17 protein-coding genes and 1 pseudogene are annotated in these 17607 nt (G+C 52.7%); 6 read left to right on the plus strand and 12 right to left on the minus strand.

What is annotated here, in order from left to right; genetic code table 11:
* Positions 1–15: 15 nt before the first annotated feature.
* Together AC1W8Y_RS12960 and AC1W8Y_RS12965 are read left to right on the plus strand one after the other, a co-directional pair.
* Positions 16–882, plus strand: a complete 867-nt coding sequence (locus AC1W8Y_RS12960; protein WP_482014908.1) for a DUF1223 domain-containing protein — start codon at positions 16–18, stop codon at positions 880–882.
* A 113-nt stretch (positions 883–995) separates the two neighbouring features.
* Positions 996–1247: pseudogene (locus AC1W8Y_RS12965) on the plus strand (peptide-methionine (S)-S-oxide reductase); the annotation flags it as partial.
* 54 nt (positions 1248–1301) lie between these two features.
* Here AC1W8Y_RS12965 and AC1W8Y_RS12970 read toward each other — a convergent pair.
* The 8 genes from AC1W8Y_RS12970 to AC1W8Y_RS13005 all read right to left on the minus strand — a co-directional run bounded on the left by AC1W8Y_RS12970 (position 1302) and on the right by AC1W8Y_RS13005 (position 9244).
* The gene (locus AC1W8Y_RS12970; RefSeq protein ID WP_482014909.1) at positions 1302–2279 is read right to left on the minus strand and encodes a Bug family tripartite tricarboxylate transporter substrate binding protein; all 978 of its coding nucleotides are present in this window, start codon (positions 2277–2279) and stop codon (positions 1302–1304) included.
* Between the two features lie 87 nt (positions 2280–2366).
* Positions 2367–2774 carry a Zn-ribbon domain-containing OB-fold protein gene (locus AC1W8Y_RS12975; protein ID WP_482014910.1) on the minus strand — a complete coding sequence of 136 codons (408 nt, stop codon included), beginning with the start codon at positions 2772–2774 and terminating at the stop codon, positions 2367–2369.
* A gap of 2 nt (positions 2775–2776) precedes the next feature.
* The gene (locus tag AC1W8Y_RS12980) at positions 2777–3946 is read right to left on the minus strand and encodes a thiolase domain-containing protein (protein WP_482014911.1); all 1170 of its coding nucleotides are present in this window, start codon (positions 3944–3946) and stop codon (positions 2777–2779) included.
* Between the two features lie 60 nt (positions 3947–4006).
* Entirely contained in the window at positions 4007–5137 is a 1131-nt protein-coding gene (locus AC1W8Y_RS12985; protein WP_482014912.1) for a CaiB/BaiF CoA transferase family protein, read from the minus strand.
* Between the two features lie 104 nt (positions 5138–5241).
* A complete protein-coding gene (locus tag AC1W8Y_RS12990) occupies positions 5242–5979 on the minus strand; it encodes an IclR family transcriptional regulator (RefSeq protein WP_482014913.1) in 738 nt (245 codons plus the stop codon).
* A 5-nt stretch (positions 5980–5984) separates the two neighbouring features.
* A complete protein-coding gene (locus AC1W8Y_RS12995; RefSeq protein WP_482014914.1) occupies positions 5985–7142 on the minus strand; it encodes an acyl-CoA dehydrogenase family protein in 1158 nt (385 codons plus the stop codon).
* 51 nt (positions 7143–7193) lie between these two features.
* Positions 7194–7946, minus strand: coding sequence for a 3-oxoacyl-ACP reductase FabG (fabG, locus tag AC1W8Y_RS13000; protein WP_482014915.1), 753 nt, complete (start codon positions 7944–7946; stop codon positions 7194–7196).
* Between the two features lie 128 nt (positions 7947–8074).
* Positions 8075–9244, minus strand: a complete 1170-nt coding sequence (locus AC1W8Y_RS13005; protein ID WP_482014916.1) for a metallophosphoesterase — start codon at positions 9242–9244, stop codon at positions 8075–8077.
* Between the two features lie 250 nt (positions 9245–9494).
* Here AC1W8Y_RS13005 and cobA point away from each other — a divergent pair, with 250 nt between their 5' ends.
* From cobA to AC1W8Y_RS13025, 4 genes are read left to right on the plus strand one after another with little or no spacing between them, the layout of a single operon-like run.
* Positions 9495–10310: a uroporphyrinogen-III C-methyltransferase gene (gene cobA / locus AC1W8Y_RS13010; RefSeq protein WP_482014917.1), complete on the plus strand. Its 816-nt coding sequence runs from the start codon at positions 9495–9497 to the stop codon at positions 10308–10310.
* A 36-nt stretch (positions 10311–10346) separates the two neighbouring features.
* Positions 10347–11159 carry a formate/nitrite transporter family protein gene (locus tag AC1W8Y_RS13015; RefSeq protein ID WP_482014918.1) on the plus strand — a complete coding sequence of 271 codons (813 nt, stop codon included), beginning with the start codon at positions 10347–10349 and terminating at the stop codon, positions 11157–11159.
* Positions 11160–11216: 57 nt separating this feature from the next.
* Positions 11217–12962 carry a bifunctional protein-serine/threonine kinase/phosphatase gene (locus AC1W8Y_RS13020; protein WP_482014919.1) on the plus strand — a complete coding sequence of 582 codons (1746 nt, stop codon included), beginning with the start codon at positions 11217–11219 and terminating at the stop codon, positions 12960–12962.
* Between the two features lie 18 nt (positions 12963–12980).
* Positions 12981–13886, plus strand: a complete 906-nt coding sequence (locus AC1W8Y_RS13025; protein WP_482014920.1) for an EamA family transporter — start codon at positions 12981–12983, stop codon at positions 13884–13886.
* Here the strand turns inward: AC1W8Y_RS13025 and ybgF are convergent.
* The 4 genes from ybgF to tolA form a co-directional block, all read right to left on the minus strand.
* Positions 13875–14564: a tol-pal system protein YbgF gene (ybgF, locus tag AC1W8Y_RS13030; protein WP_482014921.1), complete on the minus strand. Its 690-nt coding sequence runs from the start codon at positions 14562–14564 to the stop codon at positions 13875–13877. The genes AC1W8Y_RS13025 and ybgF overlap by 12 nt on opposite strands.
* Before the next feature lie 124 nt (positions 14565–14688).
* Entirely contained in the window at positions 14689–15171 is a 483-nt protein-coding gene (gene pal, locus AC1W8Y_RS13035; RefSeq protein ID WP_482014922.1) for a peptidoglycan-associated lipoprotein Pal, read from the minus strand.
* Positions 15172–15201: 30 nt separating this feature from the next.
* Entirely contained in the window at positions 15202–16533 is a 1332-nt protein-coding gene (gene tolB, locus AC1W8Y_RS13040) for a Tol-Pal system beta propeller repeat protein TolB (protein ID WP_482014923.1), read from the minus strand.
* A gap of 16 nt (positions 16534–16549) precedes the next feature.
* Positions 16550–17587, minus strand: coding sequence for a cell envelope integrity protein TolA (tolA, locus tag AC1W8Y_RS13045; protein WP_482014924.1), 1038 nt, complete (start codon positions 17585–17587; stop codon positions 16550–16552).
* Positions 17588–17607: the final 20 nt, after the last annotated feature.

The raw sequence follows: 17607 nt of genomic DNA on the forward strand, positions 1-17607 counted from the left end.
TCATAGGGGATTTTTGTGCAAAAACACGCAAAACAGGTTGAACATTGTCAACGAGTGGGGCGGATGACTGCAGGCAACTCAACCTTGGCCGCTGTGTTCTGCGGTGTGGTGTTAAGTGGACTAGCACTCACTGGGGTCAACGCAGCGATCGCAGCAGGCGTGTCAACGACGTTCAGTAAAACAAGCCCAACGAACAGAAATGCACTGGTCGAACTGTTTACCTCAGATGGTTGCGACGCATGCCCACCCGCGAACAAGTGGATTTCCGAGGTGTTGAGCAGGGCTGATCCACGCATCATCCCCGTCTCGATGCATGTGACGTACTGGGATAGTCTTGGTTGGGTCGACCCTGCGGGTAACCGGTATTTTGATCAAAAACAAGATCACTACACACGACTTGGTTTGGCCAAATTCTCATACACCCCAGCCGTCTTTTTAAGCGGATCTGAATGGTCAGGGTGGCGCAATCACGATATGCAAAAGGTAAAGGCCATTGCTCAACAAGCTGCCCCAGTAGTGATTGAGCTTAAAGCCACTGTTGATACAAAAATAGTCAAGATTCAAATACAGATTTATCCCACCAGCGGTGCCACAGAGGTTGCGCCTGCAAGTCTTAGTCAATCGAAACAGGTGGTCTATCTTTACGAAGATGAGGTCATTGACCAACCCAATGCGGGTGAACTCAGTGGCGTGACGCTAAGGCATGACCATGTCGTCAAAAAATGGGATGAACGCACGATTCAGGCCTTGCCCAATCAGGCAGACGTGCAGTTTGACATCCCTCAAGACGCTGATAGGAAGAAGCTGGGCGTTATTGCCTTTCTTCAGCGTCAAGACAGTCGTGAGATTTTTCAAGTGATTGATCTACGTTTGCAAAAATAACAGTTCAAGCTGTAACTAAACGATTCCACCTGCCGAATATCAAGTTAACTAGGCAAAGGAGCTGCGATGAAACACTCATACAAATACGTCATGTTTGAGCTAATCCGACTTATTCCGCTGTGAGTCGTGGGACGACAGGTCACGCCGAGAGCGTTTTGATCAAATTTGATCCCGCAGTGGTTTCTTATCAAACATTGCTTGAGGTTTTCTTCAAAGTTGCCCACAACCCCACAGAGCTGAATCGGCAAGGACCCGATACCGGCACACAGTACCGCTCAGCCGTGTTCTATGAAAACGATGGGCAGAAAAAGCTGGTGGATGAAGCCATTCAGTCGCTCACCAAAGCGGGTGTGGTGTTCGCTTAAATAATTCCCCAGTGTGGCGGGATCACGTTAACCCTTGAGATGCGTCGGCAGTGGTCAATCCGCCGTGATCCCTGCTTTCTGAATAACGCTGCCCCATTTAGCTCGCTCTTTCGCGGCAAACACGTTCATTTCTTCAGGTGAACTGGGTGTCGCCTCAATGCCCAAGAGCTTTATCTGAGTCTGAACGACATCCGACTTAATCGCGATGCGTAAAGCCTTATTCAGTTTGCTGACTGCGTCGGTGGGTATCCCTGCCGGTGCAATCAATCCTTGCCAAGCGAACGCTTCAAAATCGCTGAGACCTTGTTCGGAGAGCGTTGGAATTTGTTCAAAGCCCTTGACCCTTACAAGGCTCGCCACACCGATTGGACGTAATTGCCCCGCTGTGATGAACTGATAACCTGCAGCAGAATCTACAAACATGAGCGGGACTTGTCCGCCCACCACATCTTGCACCGCAGGTGCTGCCCCTTTATAGGGGATATGGTTCAATTTGACATGGGTGATCTCTCGAAATAACTCGCTTGCCAGATGGTGCGGTGTCCCTGCCCCCGGTGTGGCGTAGGGCACGGCATCTGGTTGTCTCTTGATCCACGCCAATAGCTCTTTGAGATCATGGGCTGGGACTTGTGGGTTCGTGACCAGAATCAAGGGGAAACGAACGGTTAAGCCAATTGAGGTGAAGTCCTTCCTAACGTTGAAGGACAGATGGTGATAGAGAAAGGGATTGGCGGCGAGTGTGCCGGTATCGGCTGACATGATCACGTAGCCGTCATTCTTGGCTTTTGCAACGTAATCTGCCCCAATATTGGTCGCTGCGCCAGGCCTATTGGAGATGATCAGCGGTTGGCCCAGGTCTTCGCTCATGACTTTCGCCAATGTTCTAGCAACCGTATCCGTGCCGCCGCCCGCAGGGTAGGGGATCACCCATTCAATGGGCTTGTTTGGATAGGGTTGCGCAAACAAAGATTGATAGAAAACTGCTAATACGGTGGCCCCTAACAATCCCAGCAGACGAGTGAACGAAGTCATGTGCATCCCCTAAATAGTTTTTATGATGGTGATTGTATAGATTTTCGATTTGCCACAATCGCTGCCTGACGATCGCTCAATATGGCATCAATCGGGTACGAAGAACGGCATTCGCCGACCCTCAGGGGTTGCCCTGAACGTTACCCTGACTCGATCACCAATGTTGACCCGCGTTAAATCGCAATCCACGATATTGGTTGTGATGACGGGACCTTCGTCGAGGGTCACCCACGCCAGCAAACAAGGTGGGTCAGCTCGCTCCATTAGGCTAAACGAATAGATGATGCCGGTGCCGCTGGCTTGTATCCATTCTGTCTGGTCACTGCCGCAAAGCGGGCATACAACCCTGGGATACCAATGCGGCTTTTTGCAGCGCTTGCACGTTTTAAGCAGAAGTTGGTTGCTTTCAGCAGCTTGCCAAAAGGGGGTCGTCTCAGGATAAGTCAGCGCGTAGGGATCGTCTTGATAACGTTTTTGCATGGTTGTCTCGCTCATGATTATTCTCTCGCCAAGATGATGGTCGAATGTGCATGGCCGACCCCTAAAACATAGCCCGGCCCTGAAGCTAGGGCGATATCGCAATCCTTGACTTGTACGGCAGGATGCGCTTGCCCGCGCAACTGACGCACGGCTTCAATGAGTTTAGTCATGCCGCCGCGATTGGCGGGATGGTTGTTGCAAAGCCCCCCACCATCCGTGTTGAAAGGTAGCTTGCCGCGACCAGAGAGTAAATTCCCTTCAGCCACAAAGGGACCGCCCTGGCCCTTTTTACAGAACCCTAGATCCTCTATTTGCATCAAGGCCATGATGGTGAAATTGTCGTAAATCGATGCGTATTTAATCGCATCAATGCCAATTCCAGCTTCAGCAAATGCTTGCCGACCGCTCACCGTCGCGCCGGTCGACGTTGCGTCGAGATATCCCCCTCGACTGGTATTGATGGTCTCGCCCGTGCCGATAATTTTGACGCGCGGCTGGTTTAAAGACTTAGCAATCTCAGGCGTGGTCACAATGATCGCACCCCCCCCATCCGTGATGACACAACAATCGAGCCGATGTAAGGGGCTAGAGATCATCGGTGAATTTAAGACATCTTCAATAGTGACGACTTTGCGCAGGGCGGCATGTTCGTTGTACTGTGCGTGTGTTGACGCCGCTACTTTGATGGCGGCAAGTTGAGAGGATGTCGTTCCATATTCATGCATATGGCGATGGGCAAGCATCCCGTACACGCCGGCGATGGTCGATCGGTAGGGAAGATCCCAAGGGGTTTCAGGGCGCTCCGGGCCTAATGCACGAGGCACTGTCCCTGTGGCCATGCCACTACTTTTGGGCTTACCCGCTAGCGTGATGAGAGCGACCGAGCATTTGCCCGCAGCGATCGCGTGCGCCGCATGGCGAACGTGAACCATATAAGAGCAGCCTCCCAAATCCGACCCGTCAACCCATCGCAAATGAAGGTTGAGATATTCAACCATGGATAGGGCAGTTGCGCCCGGGGCGTCGCCCGCACAGAAGTAACCGTCAACCTGATCAATGCTCAGGCCAGCGTCACGTAAGGCGCCAAGCGCGCATTCGGCGTGCAGCTGAGTCACCGATTTGTCTGGCGCGTTGCGGGTCGGATGCTCGAATGCCCCGACAATATATGCCTTGCCATTGACTGTCATTTTGTCTCCTTTCTATTGTGATCAATGTGTACTGCAATCGAGTCATGCGAAGCCGAAAATTTATGCAATGGCACCTCGCTCGCGCAGACCAACAATCTCGTTTTCTGTGTAACCTGCTTCACGCAATAGCGCGAGCGTTTCAGCGCCCGGTTGGGCAATCGAGGCAGCGACGCTCGGTGTTCTGCTCATTCTGGGGGATGGGGCAGGATGGGTCTGCCCTTCGGTGGTGACGAACATCTGACGTTCAACGTTGTGTGGATAGGTCAAGGCTTCATCAAAATCTAGTACTGGCGAAAAGCACGCGTCAGTGCCTTCGAGCAAGGCACACCATTCGTCTCGCGTTTTCGTTGCAAACATTTTGGCTAAGGCTTGTTTCAGGATCGGCCATTGTTTTTGATCCCACTGCGCATTGAAAGCTGGGTCATCAATCGCGCACAGCGTGAGTAACTGTTGGTAAAACTGAGGTTCAATGGGGCCAATCGATACAAACCTGTCGTCTTTGCAGCGATAGCAGCCATAAAAGGGGGCCCCACCGTCCAGCGTATTGGCTTCTCGCTGTGTCGTCCATGTGCCCTGTGAAAGCATGCCAAAGTAAGCAGAGGCCAGCGTCGCGACGCCATCACAGACTGCTGCGTCAATGATTTGTCCCTGACCACTGCGGCTGGTCTCTAGCAGGCCGCACACAATGCCGTAGGCAAGCATCATGCCGCCGCCGCCAAGGTCCCCGACCAGATGTAAGGGAGGCGCAGGCGGGCGGTCTGCGTGACCCATGGCGTGGAGTGCGCCCGTAATCGACAAGTAGTTGATATCGTGCCCGGCGGCACTGGCGAGTGGTCCTGTTTGTCCCCACCCTGTCATTCTGCCGTAGATCAACCGTGGGTTTTGTTGCAGACAGATGTCTGGCCCTAAGCCCAGACGCTCCATCACACCAGGCCTGAATCCTTCGATCAAAGCATCTGCGTCTTGGATGAGTCGCAAAACAACCTCTGCTGCGCCCGGCTTTTTAATATCCAGGGCGATGCTGCGTCTGCCTCGGTCAATGGTTGTGCCGCCACCCCCAAGAAATCCCGGATGCAAGCGGTCGATACGAATGACCTGTGCCCCCATGTCGGCCAACATCATGGCGCAAAACGGGCCAGGTCCGATGCCAGCCATTTCGATGACCTTAAAACCTGCTAATGGCCCTTTCAATTTGTCTCCTCGCATCTGATTTTATTAAGGGCGCTGTGCCGCAGCGCTAAGTTTGTCGCCGGCACTCGCTAAAGATGCGTCTCTTCCAAGGCGTGTTGTTGCCTTTACGCTTCAAAAAAATCCCGCTTCATGTCGAGCAGAATGGCTCGGTAGGACCCAAGGTTTTGTTCGAAGCGGTGAATCGGGCCAACAATAGAAAATGCGGTAAGTTTGCCACCAACGATACCAGCGATGCCGATGGCGTACACACCTTCGCTGCCTTCGCCTCGTGCGGCAAAGCAGCCATATTCGAGGCTAGCGGTGATCTGCGCTTTCAGTTGCTTAGGATCCGTAATTGTGTGCGGTGTATCGGCCTCTAAACTCAACGAGTCGATCAAAGCATCACGCTCTTTTGTCGGTAGTGTCCCAAGCAACGCCTTGCCAAGTGCGGTGGAGTGCAGATTTAAGGTCACCCCCGGCTTTAACACGTAACGCAGTGCGCGAGCACTTTCTTGGCAGGCAAATACTTTGACGTTTGTGCCGTCCATGTGACCACACATGGCGGTCTCGCCCGTTTGACGGCTGAGTATTTCAAGTGCTTCTGCCGCAAATTGCTGCATCGGGTCAGACGCGGCGATCAAGCCTGCGATTTCGTTAAGTCTACCCGTGGGATGAAAAAATCTGGATTTTGGCGTACGCAGCAAATAGCCCGATTGTCGCAGCGTATGTAATAGGTCCGAACAGCTACTGTCAGCTAATTGAAGAAATCTCGCGAGCTCGGCATTGGTAAGTGGTCGCCGCTCTCTGGCGAATATCTCGAAAACTTGCATCACACGCTGAGCGGTTGGGACAATTTGTGGCATTTTGTTTAACGTGAAAGGGCTGAAATGCCAAGCACACTTTGAGCCATAAGGAGACTTTGCAACTGATTGGTACCTTCACCAATCGATAAGTGCCTTGCATCTCGATAATAACGCTCTATCGGCAGCAACGACGTGTAGCCAGCACCACCATGCACTTGCAGCGACATCTCGGCCACGCGAAGTACAACATCAGTTGCATATCGTTTCGCCATCGAGCACAAACGTGGCGCGTCACGGTCTTGGCGGTCTAGGGCATCTGCCGCGCGATAGCAGAGTAGTCTTGACGTTTCGTACATGGTCATCATATCTGCGATCATTTGCTGGATAAGTTGAAAACCACCAATCTTGCGACCGAACTGCTCACGTTCAGTGGCGTATTTGACGGCCGCTTCGTAGGCGACTTCGGTGATCCCCAATCCAGCAAATGCAACAACACTTCGGCCAACGTTTAGATACTTTTTAGCAATAGAAAATGCCTCGCCTACGCGACCAATCAGGTATTCATCGGGCACGAAAACATCTTCGAATAGCAACTCGCCCAAGGGACAGCTGTGCATGCCCATCTTCGGTAGCTCTTTGGAAGAGAAGCCAGACATGGATCGTTCGAACAGAAAGCAGGAAACGCCGTTTGTCTGGTCTGCGTTTTGGGTTCGCACAAACACCACGCCGAAGTCGCAAATTGATCCTAGGCTAATGTAAAGTTTGCGGCCGTTGATACGCCATCCCCCTGCTACTTTGGCGGCTTTAGTCTCGACGTGAGCCGCGTCAGATCCGATGTTCGGTTCGCTAAGCGCGAAACTGACGATGGCTTCACCGCTGAGTATTCTTGGTAAGAATTGCTGACAGATTGAGGTTGATCCCCCATCGTTCAACACCGAGGCGGCGAGGTTGTTCGTACTGACGATGCTGCGAAGCGACGGCCAGACCCGGGCAATCTCGTTGATGAGCATGCAATAGGTCGTCAGCGACAATCCATAGCCGCCACGTTCTTCAGGTAAATAGCCGCCCATCAAACCAAAGTCGCACATCGCTTTGATCACTTCTCTGGGGACGATTTTGTGCTCAGCCTCGTGGGTATCGACCAGCGGCGCGACTTCTTTGACGAGATACTTCCTAATGGAGGACTGCAGCTCAAGTTGAGTGGTATCTAGCTGAAAATTCATCAATCAGTCCTGACAAGATGAGTGGCCTGGGCTCTGGTGGATTGACATCCTTTACGATGAATAGCGGCCGCCTGTGACGTGCACGGTCTCACCAGTGATAAATCCGGCCCGCGCTGAGGCCAGAAAAGCGACCGCATCAGCGATATCTTCTACCGTACCCATGCGTTGTACTGGCTGTCTGGTCAAGGCATTGTGGCGCAGCATCTCGTAAGTGGATAAGGCTTTAACGAGCTCGGTTTCGACCAGTCCGGGTGCAATGGCATTGCAAGTGATGTTGAACTTACCCTGCTCGTGTGCGACTGATCGCGTGAATCCCAAAAGGCCTGCCTTCGCTGAGGCGTAATTGGTTTGACCAGGGTTGCCGAAATGGGCGCGCGATGAGATGTTGATAATTCGGCCCCAGCGCTTTGTCATCATGGTCGGAAGCACTGCTTTTGTACAAAGGTAGGCACCTTTAAGAATGGTGTTAACGACCGAATCCCAGTCTTCTTCTGGCATTTTGGTCAGATATTTATCGCGTGTAAAACCTGCATTGTTGACAAGAATATCGATGCCTTCAAATTCATGATTGGCGAGTTCCACCATGGATTCGACCGCAGGTGCCGAGCAGACATCGGCTGTGACACCGACGGCAGGGTAGCCCAAATCACTCAGATGCCCCACCGCGGTTTTAACGGCATTAGGGTCAATGTCATTGATGACAATCCTGACGCCCTCACGCGCGAGGGCGATTGCTGATGCAAAACCAATGCCTCGGCCAGAGCCTGTGATGAGCGCAGTTTTACCGGTAAGTTCTAGGTTCATCGGTCATCCAAATGAAATCTATCAAGCATCAAAAATGTACGACTATTCGTATAAATATACGATTGGTCGTAATTATTTGCAAATAGATCGCTTTAAGTGCTTTGGATTAACCCGTTGGATGGCGCAAGTCATGATGAACGCATCTGGTTCGACACCAGCGTTATCAATGTGATTTCGGATTGCGCGCCAAACCGTTTCGGTGGCCCCCAGTAACCTGTGCCACGACTAATGTAGATCCACATCCTGTTGGTTCGGTGAAGCCCCGCAACAAACGGTTGCTGCAGTGGCACGAATAAATTCCAGGGCCAGAACTGACCACCGTGGGTATGGCCAGAGAGTTGAAGATGAAAGCCAGCTTTTTCAGCCGCCTCGGCCGATCGGGGTTGATGAGCAAGCAGCACACGAGGCGCCTCAGTCTGGCTATTGCTGAGTGCTTTTTCGGGATCACTGCGATGTTCTGCGATGAATTGATGGGCAGAATAGTCCGTCACGCCTGCGATCATGAGCGTGCTGCCATTGTGCTCGAGCAAAACATGTTCGTTGATTAGGCACTTGATCCCAATTCGGGTGAACTCAGTAATCCATGCTTCGGCGCCAGCATAGTATTCATGATTGCCCGTCACCAGAAAAGTGCCATGACGAGAGGTCAAGTGTCCAAGATGGGCGGTATGACTTCCTAGTCTTTCAACGGTTCCATCGACAATATCGCCGGTGATGGCAACGACATCAGCCTCGAGTTGATTCACTCGATCGACGATTCCTTTCACGTAGGCAGACTTGATGCTAGATCCGACATGAACGTCGCTGAGTTGCACGATTTTGAAACCGTGCAAGGCTGCGGGCAAGTTCTCGAGGGTGACCGACACGCGCTTGACCCGAGCAATCTTTGTAGCGTTGACAAAGCCGATCAGACTCACCGAGAGGGTCACGACAACCACCAACCATGCAGACAGGTTTGTACTCGGTGGATCATTCAACAATAGCGAAACCAGATGGCGTAATACCGTGAGGATCAAAAGGGTAGAGAAGAGCCCCATGGCGATGTAGCCTGAGAAGCTCAAGCGATCCGCGAGCTCGTCGTTTGGGATGATAAAGCGTGCAAACAGACCCAAAGGAAGCAACAAACACGAGCACGTCAGTAAAAGTATGCCAATCGCTATGCTGGCAGGTGAAGAGGCCATGCTCGGTACTAATTGCCAACCAATGTACACATGGAGCAGGATTAATAAGGGGATGACCCGCATGGCGAACGATCGAAAGCGTTCTGGCAAGCGTTTGAAGTCGATGAAGAGCGCCATAGAACAGAACCTAATGAGACACGAGGATCTTCCTCGCGACAGAGATCATACCCCGCCAAAAACGGCGCACCAAAACAAGGCAGATGCGAACCATATTGCGCCAAGTGAGCGCAATCAAACCTCCTCCAGAGCACCAAGGCACTCTGTTGTGGCATGAACGCCCAGAGAAGTGCATGCACCAACGTGAGAATTGGCATAGTTATTGCTCAACATAAAACGTGTGCCATTCGCTGTGGTTGAGTATTTTCCCATGAGTCCCTTGATATCACCCGCAATCGCCAATCCTTTAGCCCAGCGGGCTGGCTGCGTCACGTTGGTAGGGGCAGGGCCAGGCGACCCGGAGCTCTTGACGTTGAAGGCCGTGAAGGCCATTGCGCAAGCCACGGTCATCTTGGTCGATGACCTCGTCAACCCAGAGGTCTTGCGACATGCGTCGGTTCAGGCGAGGGTAATTCACGTCGGCAAGCGAGGCGGCTGCGCGTCAACGCCTCAGCGCTTGATCTTAAAGATGATGGTTCAAGAGGCAGCGCATGGCGAGGCGGTGGTGCGGCTCAAAGGTGGGGATCCCTTCGTCTTTGGGCGCGGTGGTGAAGAAGTCGCTCACTTGCAGGCTGCAGGCATCGCGGTCAGTGTGGTCGGCGGTATGACGGCCGGTTTGGCTGCGGCGACGTCGCTCAATGTGTCGCTCACGCACCGTGATCACGCGCATGGTGTGGTGCTCATGACAGGGCACAGCAAGCCCGGTGATCAAGGGGTCGACTGGCCGCAGATTGCGGCGACTTGTTGCGTGAGCAAACTGACACTGGTGATTTATATGGGCGTTGCCAATTTGACAGCGATTGTGCAGGGCTTGTTGCAAGGGCTACCGGGTCATACCCCAGTGAGTGTTGTCCAGAACGCGAGTTTGTTGAACCAAAGAACGCTGGTCTGTGAGCTTCAATATTTGTCTCAGGCCTTTTTGACAGAAGGCTTCGCGAGTCCCGCCATCATGATCGTCGGCGACGTCGCCAAAGGATTGGGCGCTGTCGGCCAAGCCAAGGTCACTGAGCTAACGCGAGCAGCTTAACTTTTTACTCATGTTTTTAACCCTCAGGAGTTTCTGATGTCTTATCTTTTACCTTCAGAATTTGTCGTCAAAATGGTCGACGCAGGCGAATCCAAAATCTACATGGCGACGCGCGACTCCTTGATTCGTGCCTATATGGCGGGCGCCATCCTGGCACTCGCGGCTGTTTTCGCCGTGTCGATTACCGTGCAAACGGGCTCGCCCCTTGCCGGTGCGGTGTTGTTCCCCGTTGGGTTTTGCATGCTGTATTTGCTGGGGTTTGATTTGCTGACTGGGGTCTTCGTCTTGACGCCATTGGCCTTAATCAACAAGCGCCCCGGTGTGACTGTTGGTGCTGTGCTCAAAAATTGGGGTGTTGTTTTTATCGGCAACTTTCTGGGAGCACTCACGGTTGCTTTTCTAATTTCCTTTATCTTCACCTTCGGATTCACCACTGAACCGAACGATATCGGTGCGCGTTTGGGTGGTATCGGTGCGGCAAGAACCGTTGGTTATGCCAAGTACGGTTTGATGGGTTGGATTACTATCTTCATTCGTGGCATGTTGTGCAATTGGATGGTATCAACCGGGGTAGTTGGTGCGATGATCTCAACAACGGTTAGTGGCAAAGTGATGGCCATGTGGATGCCCATCATGGTGTTCTTTTACATGACATTCGAGCACTCTGTCGTTAACATGTTCTTGTTCCCGGCCGGATTGATGATGGGCGGTAAGTTCTCTATCGCTGATTACTTCCTCTGGAATGAGATCCCTACTGTCTTAGGAAACCTAGTGGGGGGCCTTTTGTTCACCGGGCTAACGCTGTACACGACTCATGTGATGACAGGTGCGAAACGTACTTTTAAATAATCAAAGCGAAATCGCCCCGCATCAGGCGAAGCATCTTGGAGCGGGCCGAGCGCAAACATGATCAGTACCCTAAAGGTGTCCGCGGGCCAGTACTCCGACAGAGGCCGCAAGGACACCAATCAAGATTTCCATGGCCTATGCGTGCCTCAAGAGCCTCAGCTCAGCGCGAAAGGGATAGCGATTGCCTTGGCCGATGGGATTAGCTCAAGCGATGTGAGTCATGTCGCCAGTGAAGCGGCGGTAACGGGGTTTCTTGAAGATTATTATTCGACCGCAGAAACCTGGTCAGTCAAGACATCCGCAGAGCGCGTGCTGGGGGCGATCAACTCGTGGTTGTTTGCGCAAACTCAAAAGGGCGCCTATCGCTATGAAAAGGATCGTGGCTACGTCTGCACGTTCAGTTCAGTCGTGTTCAAATCAACCACGGCCCATGTGTTTCACGTTGGCGACACACGCGTCTATCGCGTCAGCGGTCATCAACTCGAGCAACTCACTGACGATCATCGTGTCTGGCTCTCGTCTGAGCAAAGCTATCTCGCCCGCGCGCTCGGCATCGATCATCGTTTGAGCATCGATTACTGCTCAGTGCCCCTCAGTTGTGGCGATATCTTCATTCTGGCTACTGATGGGGTCTATGAATACGTAGACGCCAAAACAATCGCCGCCCATATCGCCACGAACGCCAGCGATCCTGTTCCTGATTGGGATGCTATCGCGCAAACGTTGGTAGAGCTCGCCTATGACCGCGGCAGCAACGATAATCTGACCTTGCAAATTGTTCGTATCGATGAGCTGCCAGTGCCAGAAGCAAACGAAATGTTTCGGCAAATTGGTAGTTTGCCCTTCGCCCCAACGCCTGATGCTCGAACGAGTTTTGACGGTTACACCATCAAACGTGAACTCAAGATCAGCAGCCGCAGCCATATCTACTTGGCGGTAGATGAACAGTCAGGCGAGCAAGTGGTGCTTAAACTGCCCTCAGTGGGGATGCGTGACGATCCCGCCTATCTCGAAAGATTTCTGATGGAAGAGTGGATCGCTCGCCGAATTAATAACGCTCATGTACTCAAACCCTGCACCTTGACGCGTAAACGTAGTTACATCTATGTGGCGACCGAATATATTGAGGGACAAAGCCTCACACAATGGATGATCGACCACCCTAACCCTGATCTGAACCGTGTTCGCACGATTGTTGAGCAGATCGCCCGAGGGTTACGTGCCTTTCACCGACTTGAGATGGTGCATCAAGATCTCAAGCCCGACAACATCATGATCGATAACACGGGCACGGTAAAAATCATCGATTTTGGTGCAACTCGAGTCGCTGGTGCGATGGACGTCGACACACCCATTGAACAACTCACGCTACTGGGATCTGCACAATATGCCGCACCGGAGTATTTTTTAGGTGCGACAGGGTCGTCTCAGTCAGATTTGTTTTCCTTGGCAGTTATTGTTTATCAAATGCTCTCGGGAAACTTGCCCTACGGCATAGCTGCCGCAAAGGCGGTGACAAAAAAAGCACAGAAGAAACTTCAATACCAGTCGCTATTAGTGCATTCAGCCAAAATACCGGTATGGGTCGATGAGGCGGTCCGCAAAGCCTTGCAGCCGGATCCGTTACAGCGTTACGCAGAGATCTCAGAATTTGTTCAAGATTTGCATCGACCAAATCCTGCCTTTCAAAGACAGCGCACGCAACCCTTGATAGAGCGCGATCCTTTGACGTTCTGGAAGTTCGTCTCCCTGATCCTGTTCTTAGCCGTTATGATCTTGGGCGGTCTGATCGCGTTTAAATAATATCAGGTAAGGACAACAATGAGCACAGAATGGGCGTGGGTTTGGATACCCGCCACGATCGTTGCAGCGGCTTTTCAAGTGGGTCGCAATGCCATCCAGCGAAGCTTGACCGAGCAACTAGGCACCATCGGTGCCACCCAAGTTAGATTTTTATATGGATTCCCGTTTGCGGTGCTGTTTGCGGCAATGGCTTTATGGGCGACTAGCTCGCACATCCCGACTATAAGTTGGTCGTTCGTTGGCTTCACCATCGCGGGTGCTGTATCTCAGATTGCGGCAACGGCGTTGATGCTGGCAGCAATGCGCAAACGGGCCTTTGTGGTGGTGACCGTCTGGACGAAAACTGAACCCGTTCAGGTGGCCTTATTTGGCCTGCTGGTGTTGAGTGATCAGTTGACGTGGAAGGCGCTCGTTGCAATTGGGGTGGCAACCGCTGGGGTCATTCTGATGGCGCGTCAACCAAAGAAAACGGATGAGGACTCCCCAAGAGGTTGGCAACCCGTGGCGATGGGGCTATTGGCAGGTGGGGCGTTTGCGGTCGCGGCTGTGTCGTTTCGTGGGGCGATTTTAGCGCTGGGCGACGGGCACTTCTTAGCGCATGCCTCGTGGTCACTGGCCTGTGGCCTCGGCGTTCAGTCGCTCTTGCTCGCCGGGTGGATGAGCCTGTTTGACCCAAACGGCTGGCGACGTTGCCTCGCGGCGTGGCGCGTGTCGATCTGGGGTGGTCTGCTTGGTGCCTCGGCATCGCAAGGGTGGTTTCTCGGTTTTGCCTTGACGGCCGCGGCTAACGTTAGAACACTCGGCCTCGTTGAGGTGCTGTTTGCACAGCTCTTTACGTGGCGAGTGTTTTTGACGAAAAGCAGCCGCCACGAAACCATCGGCATGCTGCTGATGGTGATCGGTGTCGTGCTGCTACTGCAATAACTGTAAGCGTTTCGTGGCAGTTTCAGCTGCAGGTGTGCCTTTATAGTCTTTTACAATTTTTTGCAAAGTGGTTTTAGCTGACGCACGATTGTTGAGTTCAATCTGACAACCTGCAATCACCAATAGCGCATCAGGTGCACGCGGCAGGTTGGGGTACTTCTGCACGGTCGTCGTCAGTTGCTCAATAGCGCCTTTGTAGTCCTTCATACCGTAGCGGCTACTGCCCAAGTAAAAGTTGGCGGATGGTGCCAGCGTGCTGTCAGGGAATAGCGCCAAAAATGCCGACAGAGATGCCGCTGAATCTTTGTATTGGGCTTTACGAAATTGTTCAATTGCCCCGTCGTAGGCGGACTGTTCCGCAGGATCCTGGACCGCTGCACCTGGCACATTGGGCGTGGTCTCTGTGGCGGGCCCGGTAGACCCGGTGGGACGTCCCATCTGCTCAATCTGCGCGCGCAATTTAGTGACTTCTTGTTGCAGGGTTTCGACCTCGTCCGACAGCTGAAGGCGAGCGCGTTGATTTGCGTCAGACATCGCCGATACTTGCTGACGCAGTTCGAGAATGGCTTTGCGTGCGTCATCATCGGCAAACGCATTTGCCACGACGGGTAGACAGACACCGGTGAGCACGACTGCAGTCGCACCTAAAGATCGAGCAACTTGTGCAATGGATCGCATGAAACATCCTTTATTGAAAACATAGAGCAACTTAGAGCGACCCTATTTTGGCATAATTACTTATACCCAACAAAAAACCCCAGGCTTTCGGCCCGGGGTTTTGTCACACAAATAACTGAACTGATTAACGCTTGTATGCGAAGTCAGCGCGACGGTTTTCAGCGAAGTCAGCGTCGGTGTTACCCATTGCCTTAGGCTTCTCTTTACCGAAGCTGATGGTCTCGACTTGTGCGTCTGGCACACCGATCAGGGTCAGCATACGACGAACCGCGTCAGCACGACGCTGGCCGAGAGCCAGGTTGTACTCGGCGCCGCCACGGGCGTCGGTGTTGCCTTCAACCACAACGCGCTGTGTGGGCTTGGACACGAGATATTTGCCATGCATTTCAACGACGCCGCGATACTGCTCGCTCACGCTGTAGTCGTTGAACTCAAAGTAGACAGACTTGCGTTGAGCAAGTGGGCTATTCGGGTTGAACGGATCCATGATGCCGTTGGCATCAGTGGTGTTTGCACCGTTTGCGTCCTTGTTCAGGTCAACAGAGCTACAAGCAGCCAAGCTGGCAGCCAGAGCAACGATGGTGAGGCTTTTTGCGATACGCGACATTACAATTCCTTTCTTGAGAAGTTTAACTAGTTAATGCAAAAACGGACCCCAGGTAGGCTCACGGATTTCACCGTTCAATACCGAAAGTGTCTGGCGAACTCTACCGTCGCTCGACACCCCAGCTAGCACACTGCGACCACCTTGAACAGCGGCGTAAAGAACTTGCATCCCGTTGGGGGCAAAGCTCGGCGACTGATCATCAGAACCTTCTGTTAAGAGGGTTTCAGAACCAGTGGCTAAGTTTAACGATGCAATTCGAAACGCCCCGTCACGCCTTGTTACAGTAAGCAGGGTTTTCCCATCTGGAGAAACTCTTGGTGATATATTATAACCGCCGTTAAAAGACACCCGTTTTGGCTCTCCGCCGTCAAGCCCGACTTGATAAACTTGCGGGCTGCCGCTGCGGTCACTGGTGAAGAAAAGAGACCGTCCATCTGGGCTGAAAAACGGCTCTGTGTCGATCAACGGTGATCGCGTAATTCTGCGCAAACCTCCGCCATCATTAGCGTTCACCACATACACCTGCGATAACCCGTCACGCGTCAATGCTACGGCAAGCGTATTACCGTCTGGTGACCAAGCGGGCGCTGAGTTGTTTCCCTTGTAGTTGGCCACGGGGATGCGCTTGCTGGTTGCCAAGGTATGCACGTAGACCACGGGTTTGCCTGACTCGAAGCTCACGTAAGCCAGTCTTGACCCATCAGGCGACCACGCCGGTGAAATGACGGGTTCGCGAGATCTGAGAGCTACCTGAGGGTTTTGACCGTCGGCGTCTGCTATTTGCAGCTCGTAAGTGCTACCTTGCTTTAAGACGTAAGCAATGCGTGTAGCGAAAACCCCGGGGACGCCGGTAATTTTTTCGTAAATTCTGTCTGCGATCTGATGAGCGATGCGACGCAGCTCTTTTTCAGTGCCAGAGAAGGCAATGCCGTCCAGTTGACCCTTTTTGACAGTGTCACCCAACCGGTATTTGACATCGTAGCGACCGTCCGACAAACGACCGACAGATCCATAGGCGATATAGTCTGCCCCTTTCGAGCGCCAATCATCAAAAGCAATCGCGGAGTCTACGCTTAACCCAGCGCCAGTGGCGTTTACCAAGCGGAATTGACCTGAACGAGTCAAGTCTGCACGAATCACGTCGGCAATCAAAGTGCCGGCCGAGTCACCGTTAAAGTCAGCAATCGCAATGGGATATTGACGAGCGCCAATCCCAGAAATGTCAACTTTCAACTGAGCCTTGCTCAGAGAAGGCGCAAATGTCGTGAACAAAACGATCAGCAGCGCCGCCAAGCTCAAAAATGATCGGTGCCAGAAGCCTTGACCAGGGTCTGACACAGTATTGGTTTGGCCAAACGTCATGGGTGGATATCTCCTGTTAGTCATACATGTGGTACTCAAGATCGAAATACTGCAACACAAAACCAGCTGGACGTTTTGGTAATGGGGAGCATCTTGTGATACCCATTTCGACCGCTTCGTCAAAACGAGGTATCCCCGAAGAGGAAACCAGCTTGATTGCCCCGACTGTATTGTCGGATTTTACCTGTACCCTGAAAATAGCTGTTGGGTTGAGGCTACCCGACCGCGGTGGGGTCGGATAATTAACGCCAGGCTTGACGCACGCCATGATCGCCGCAGAGTAGCCGTTGCTGCTGCCACCCCCAGCCTGGTTTTTATCGGCCGTGCCATTCGCGGCACCAGGATTGCCCAAGATGTCGCTTCGCATCGCATCTTTCAACGCCTTGTCGGCAGCCGCTTTTTTAGCGGCTTCGGCCTTAGCCTTCTTGTCAGCTTCCTCTTTGGCCTTTTTCTCGGCCACTTCCTTCAGTTCTTTGGCTTTCTTTTCTTCGGCAGCCTGCTTCTCGGCGTCTTCCTTGGCTTTTTTCTCTTGTTCTTTCTTTTCTTTTTCTTTGCGTTCTAACTCAAGCTTTTCGCGTTCTTTTTTCTCTGCCAGTTCGCGCTCATGTTTGATGCGCAGCTCTTCTTTGCGCGCTTCTTCTTTGCGCTTTTTCTCAGCCAATTCACGTTCAATTTTCTCTTGTTCGAGCTTGCGCTTTTTTGCTTCCTCAAGCGCAATGTCGGGATCTATCTCAACTTTAGGCGTCGCCTCTGGGGGAGCAGGCGGCGGTGGTGGCGGTGGCACGACGTCGGGCGTCGGTTTGGGTTCTGGCTCGGGTTTAGGTTCGGGGGTCGGATCGACTTTTGGCGGGGGGGGCGGTGTGCCGTTATTGCCAGCCATGATCAGTTCGACCTGCAGGGGGCCTGGCTTTTCGGTTTTCCAGTTCAATTCGAGCACGAGCACCAGTACCAAAAGACTGTGCATGCCAATGGCAAACCAAAGCGACTTCCAGTCACGCGGGCGGCGTCGCAATCGTCTGGGCGTGCGGCGAGTACTGGCTGCGCGTTCAGGCATAAGTTTGTTTTGTGGCTTCA

It is taken from the genome of Jezberella sp., assembly GCF_964834465.1.

Excerpts from the sequence above, each read along its gene's own strand:
- AC1W8Y_RS12970 (WP_482014909.1), bottom strand. The coding sequence starts at position 2,279 with ATGACTTCGTTCACTCGTCTGCTGGGATTGTTAGGGGCCACCGTATTA.
- AC1W8Y_RS12975 (WP_482014910.1), bottom strand. The coding sequence starts at position 2,774 with ATGAGCGAGACAACCATGCAAAAACGTTATCAAGACGATCCCTACGCG.
- AC1W8Y_RS12980 (WP_482014911.1), bottom strand. The coding sequence starts at position 3,946 with ATGACAGTCAATGGCAAGGCATATATTGTCGGGGCATTCGAGCATCCG.
- AC1W8Y_RS12990 (WP_482014913.1), bottom strand. The coding sequence starts at position 5,979 with ATGCCACAAATTGTCCCAACCGCTCAGCGTGTGATGCAAGTTTTCGAG.
- AC1W8Y_RS12995 (WP_482014914.1), bottom strand. The coding sequence starts at position 7,142 with ATGAATTTTCAGCTAGATACCACTCAACTTGAGCTGCAGTCCTCCATT.
- fabG (WP_482014915.1), bottom strand. The coding sequence starts at position 7,946 with ATGAACCTAGAACTTACCGGTAAAACTGCGCTCATCACAGGCTCTGGC.
- AC1W8Y_RS13005 (WP_482014916.1), bottom strand. The coding sequence starts at position 9,244 with ATGGCGCTCTTCATCGACTTCAAACGCTTGCCAGAACGCTTTCGATCG.
- cobA (WP_482014917.1), top strand. The coding sequence starts at position 9,495 with ATGAGTCCCTTGATATCACCCGCAATCGCCAATCCTTTAGCCCAGCGG.
- AC1W8Y_RS13015 (WP_482014918.1), top strand. The coding sequence starts at position 10,347 with ATGTCTTATCTTTTACCTTCAGAATTTGTCGTCAAAATGGTCGACGCA.
- AC1W8Y_RS13020 (WP_482014919.1), top strand. The coding sequence starts at position 11,217 with ATGATCAGTACCCTAAAGGTGTCCGCGGGCCAGTACTCCGACAGAGGC.
- AC1W8Y_RS13025 (WP_482014920.1), top strand. The coding sequence starts at position 12,981 with ATGAGCACAGAATGGGCGTGGGTTTGGATACCCGCCACGATCGTTGCA.
- ybgF (WP_482014921.1), bottom strand. The coding sequence starts at position 14,564 with ATGCGATCCATTGCACAAGTTGCTCGATCTTTAGGTGCGACTGCAGTC.
- pal (WP_482014922.1), bottom strand. The coding sequence starts at position 15,171 with ATGTCGCGTATCGCAAAAAGCCTCACCATCGTTGCTCTGGCTGCCAGC.
- tolB (WP_482014923.1), bottom strand. The coding sequence starts at position 16,533 with ATGACGTTTGGCCAAACCAATACTGTGTCAGACCCTGGTCAAGGCTTC.
- tolA (WP_482014924.1), bottom strand. The coding sequence starts at position 17,587 with ATGCCTGAACGCGCAGCCAGTACTCGCCGCACGCCCAGACGATTGCGA.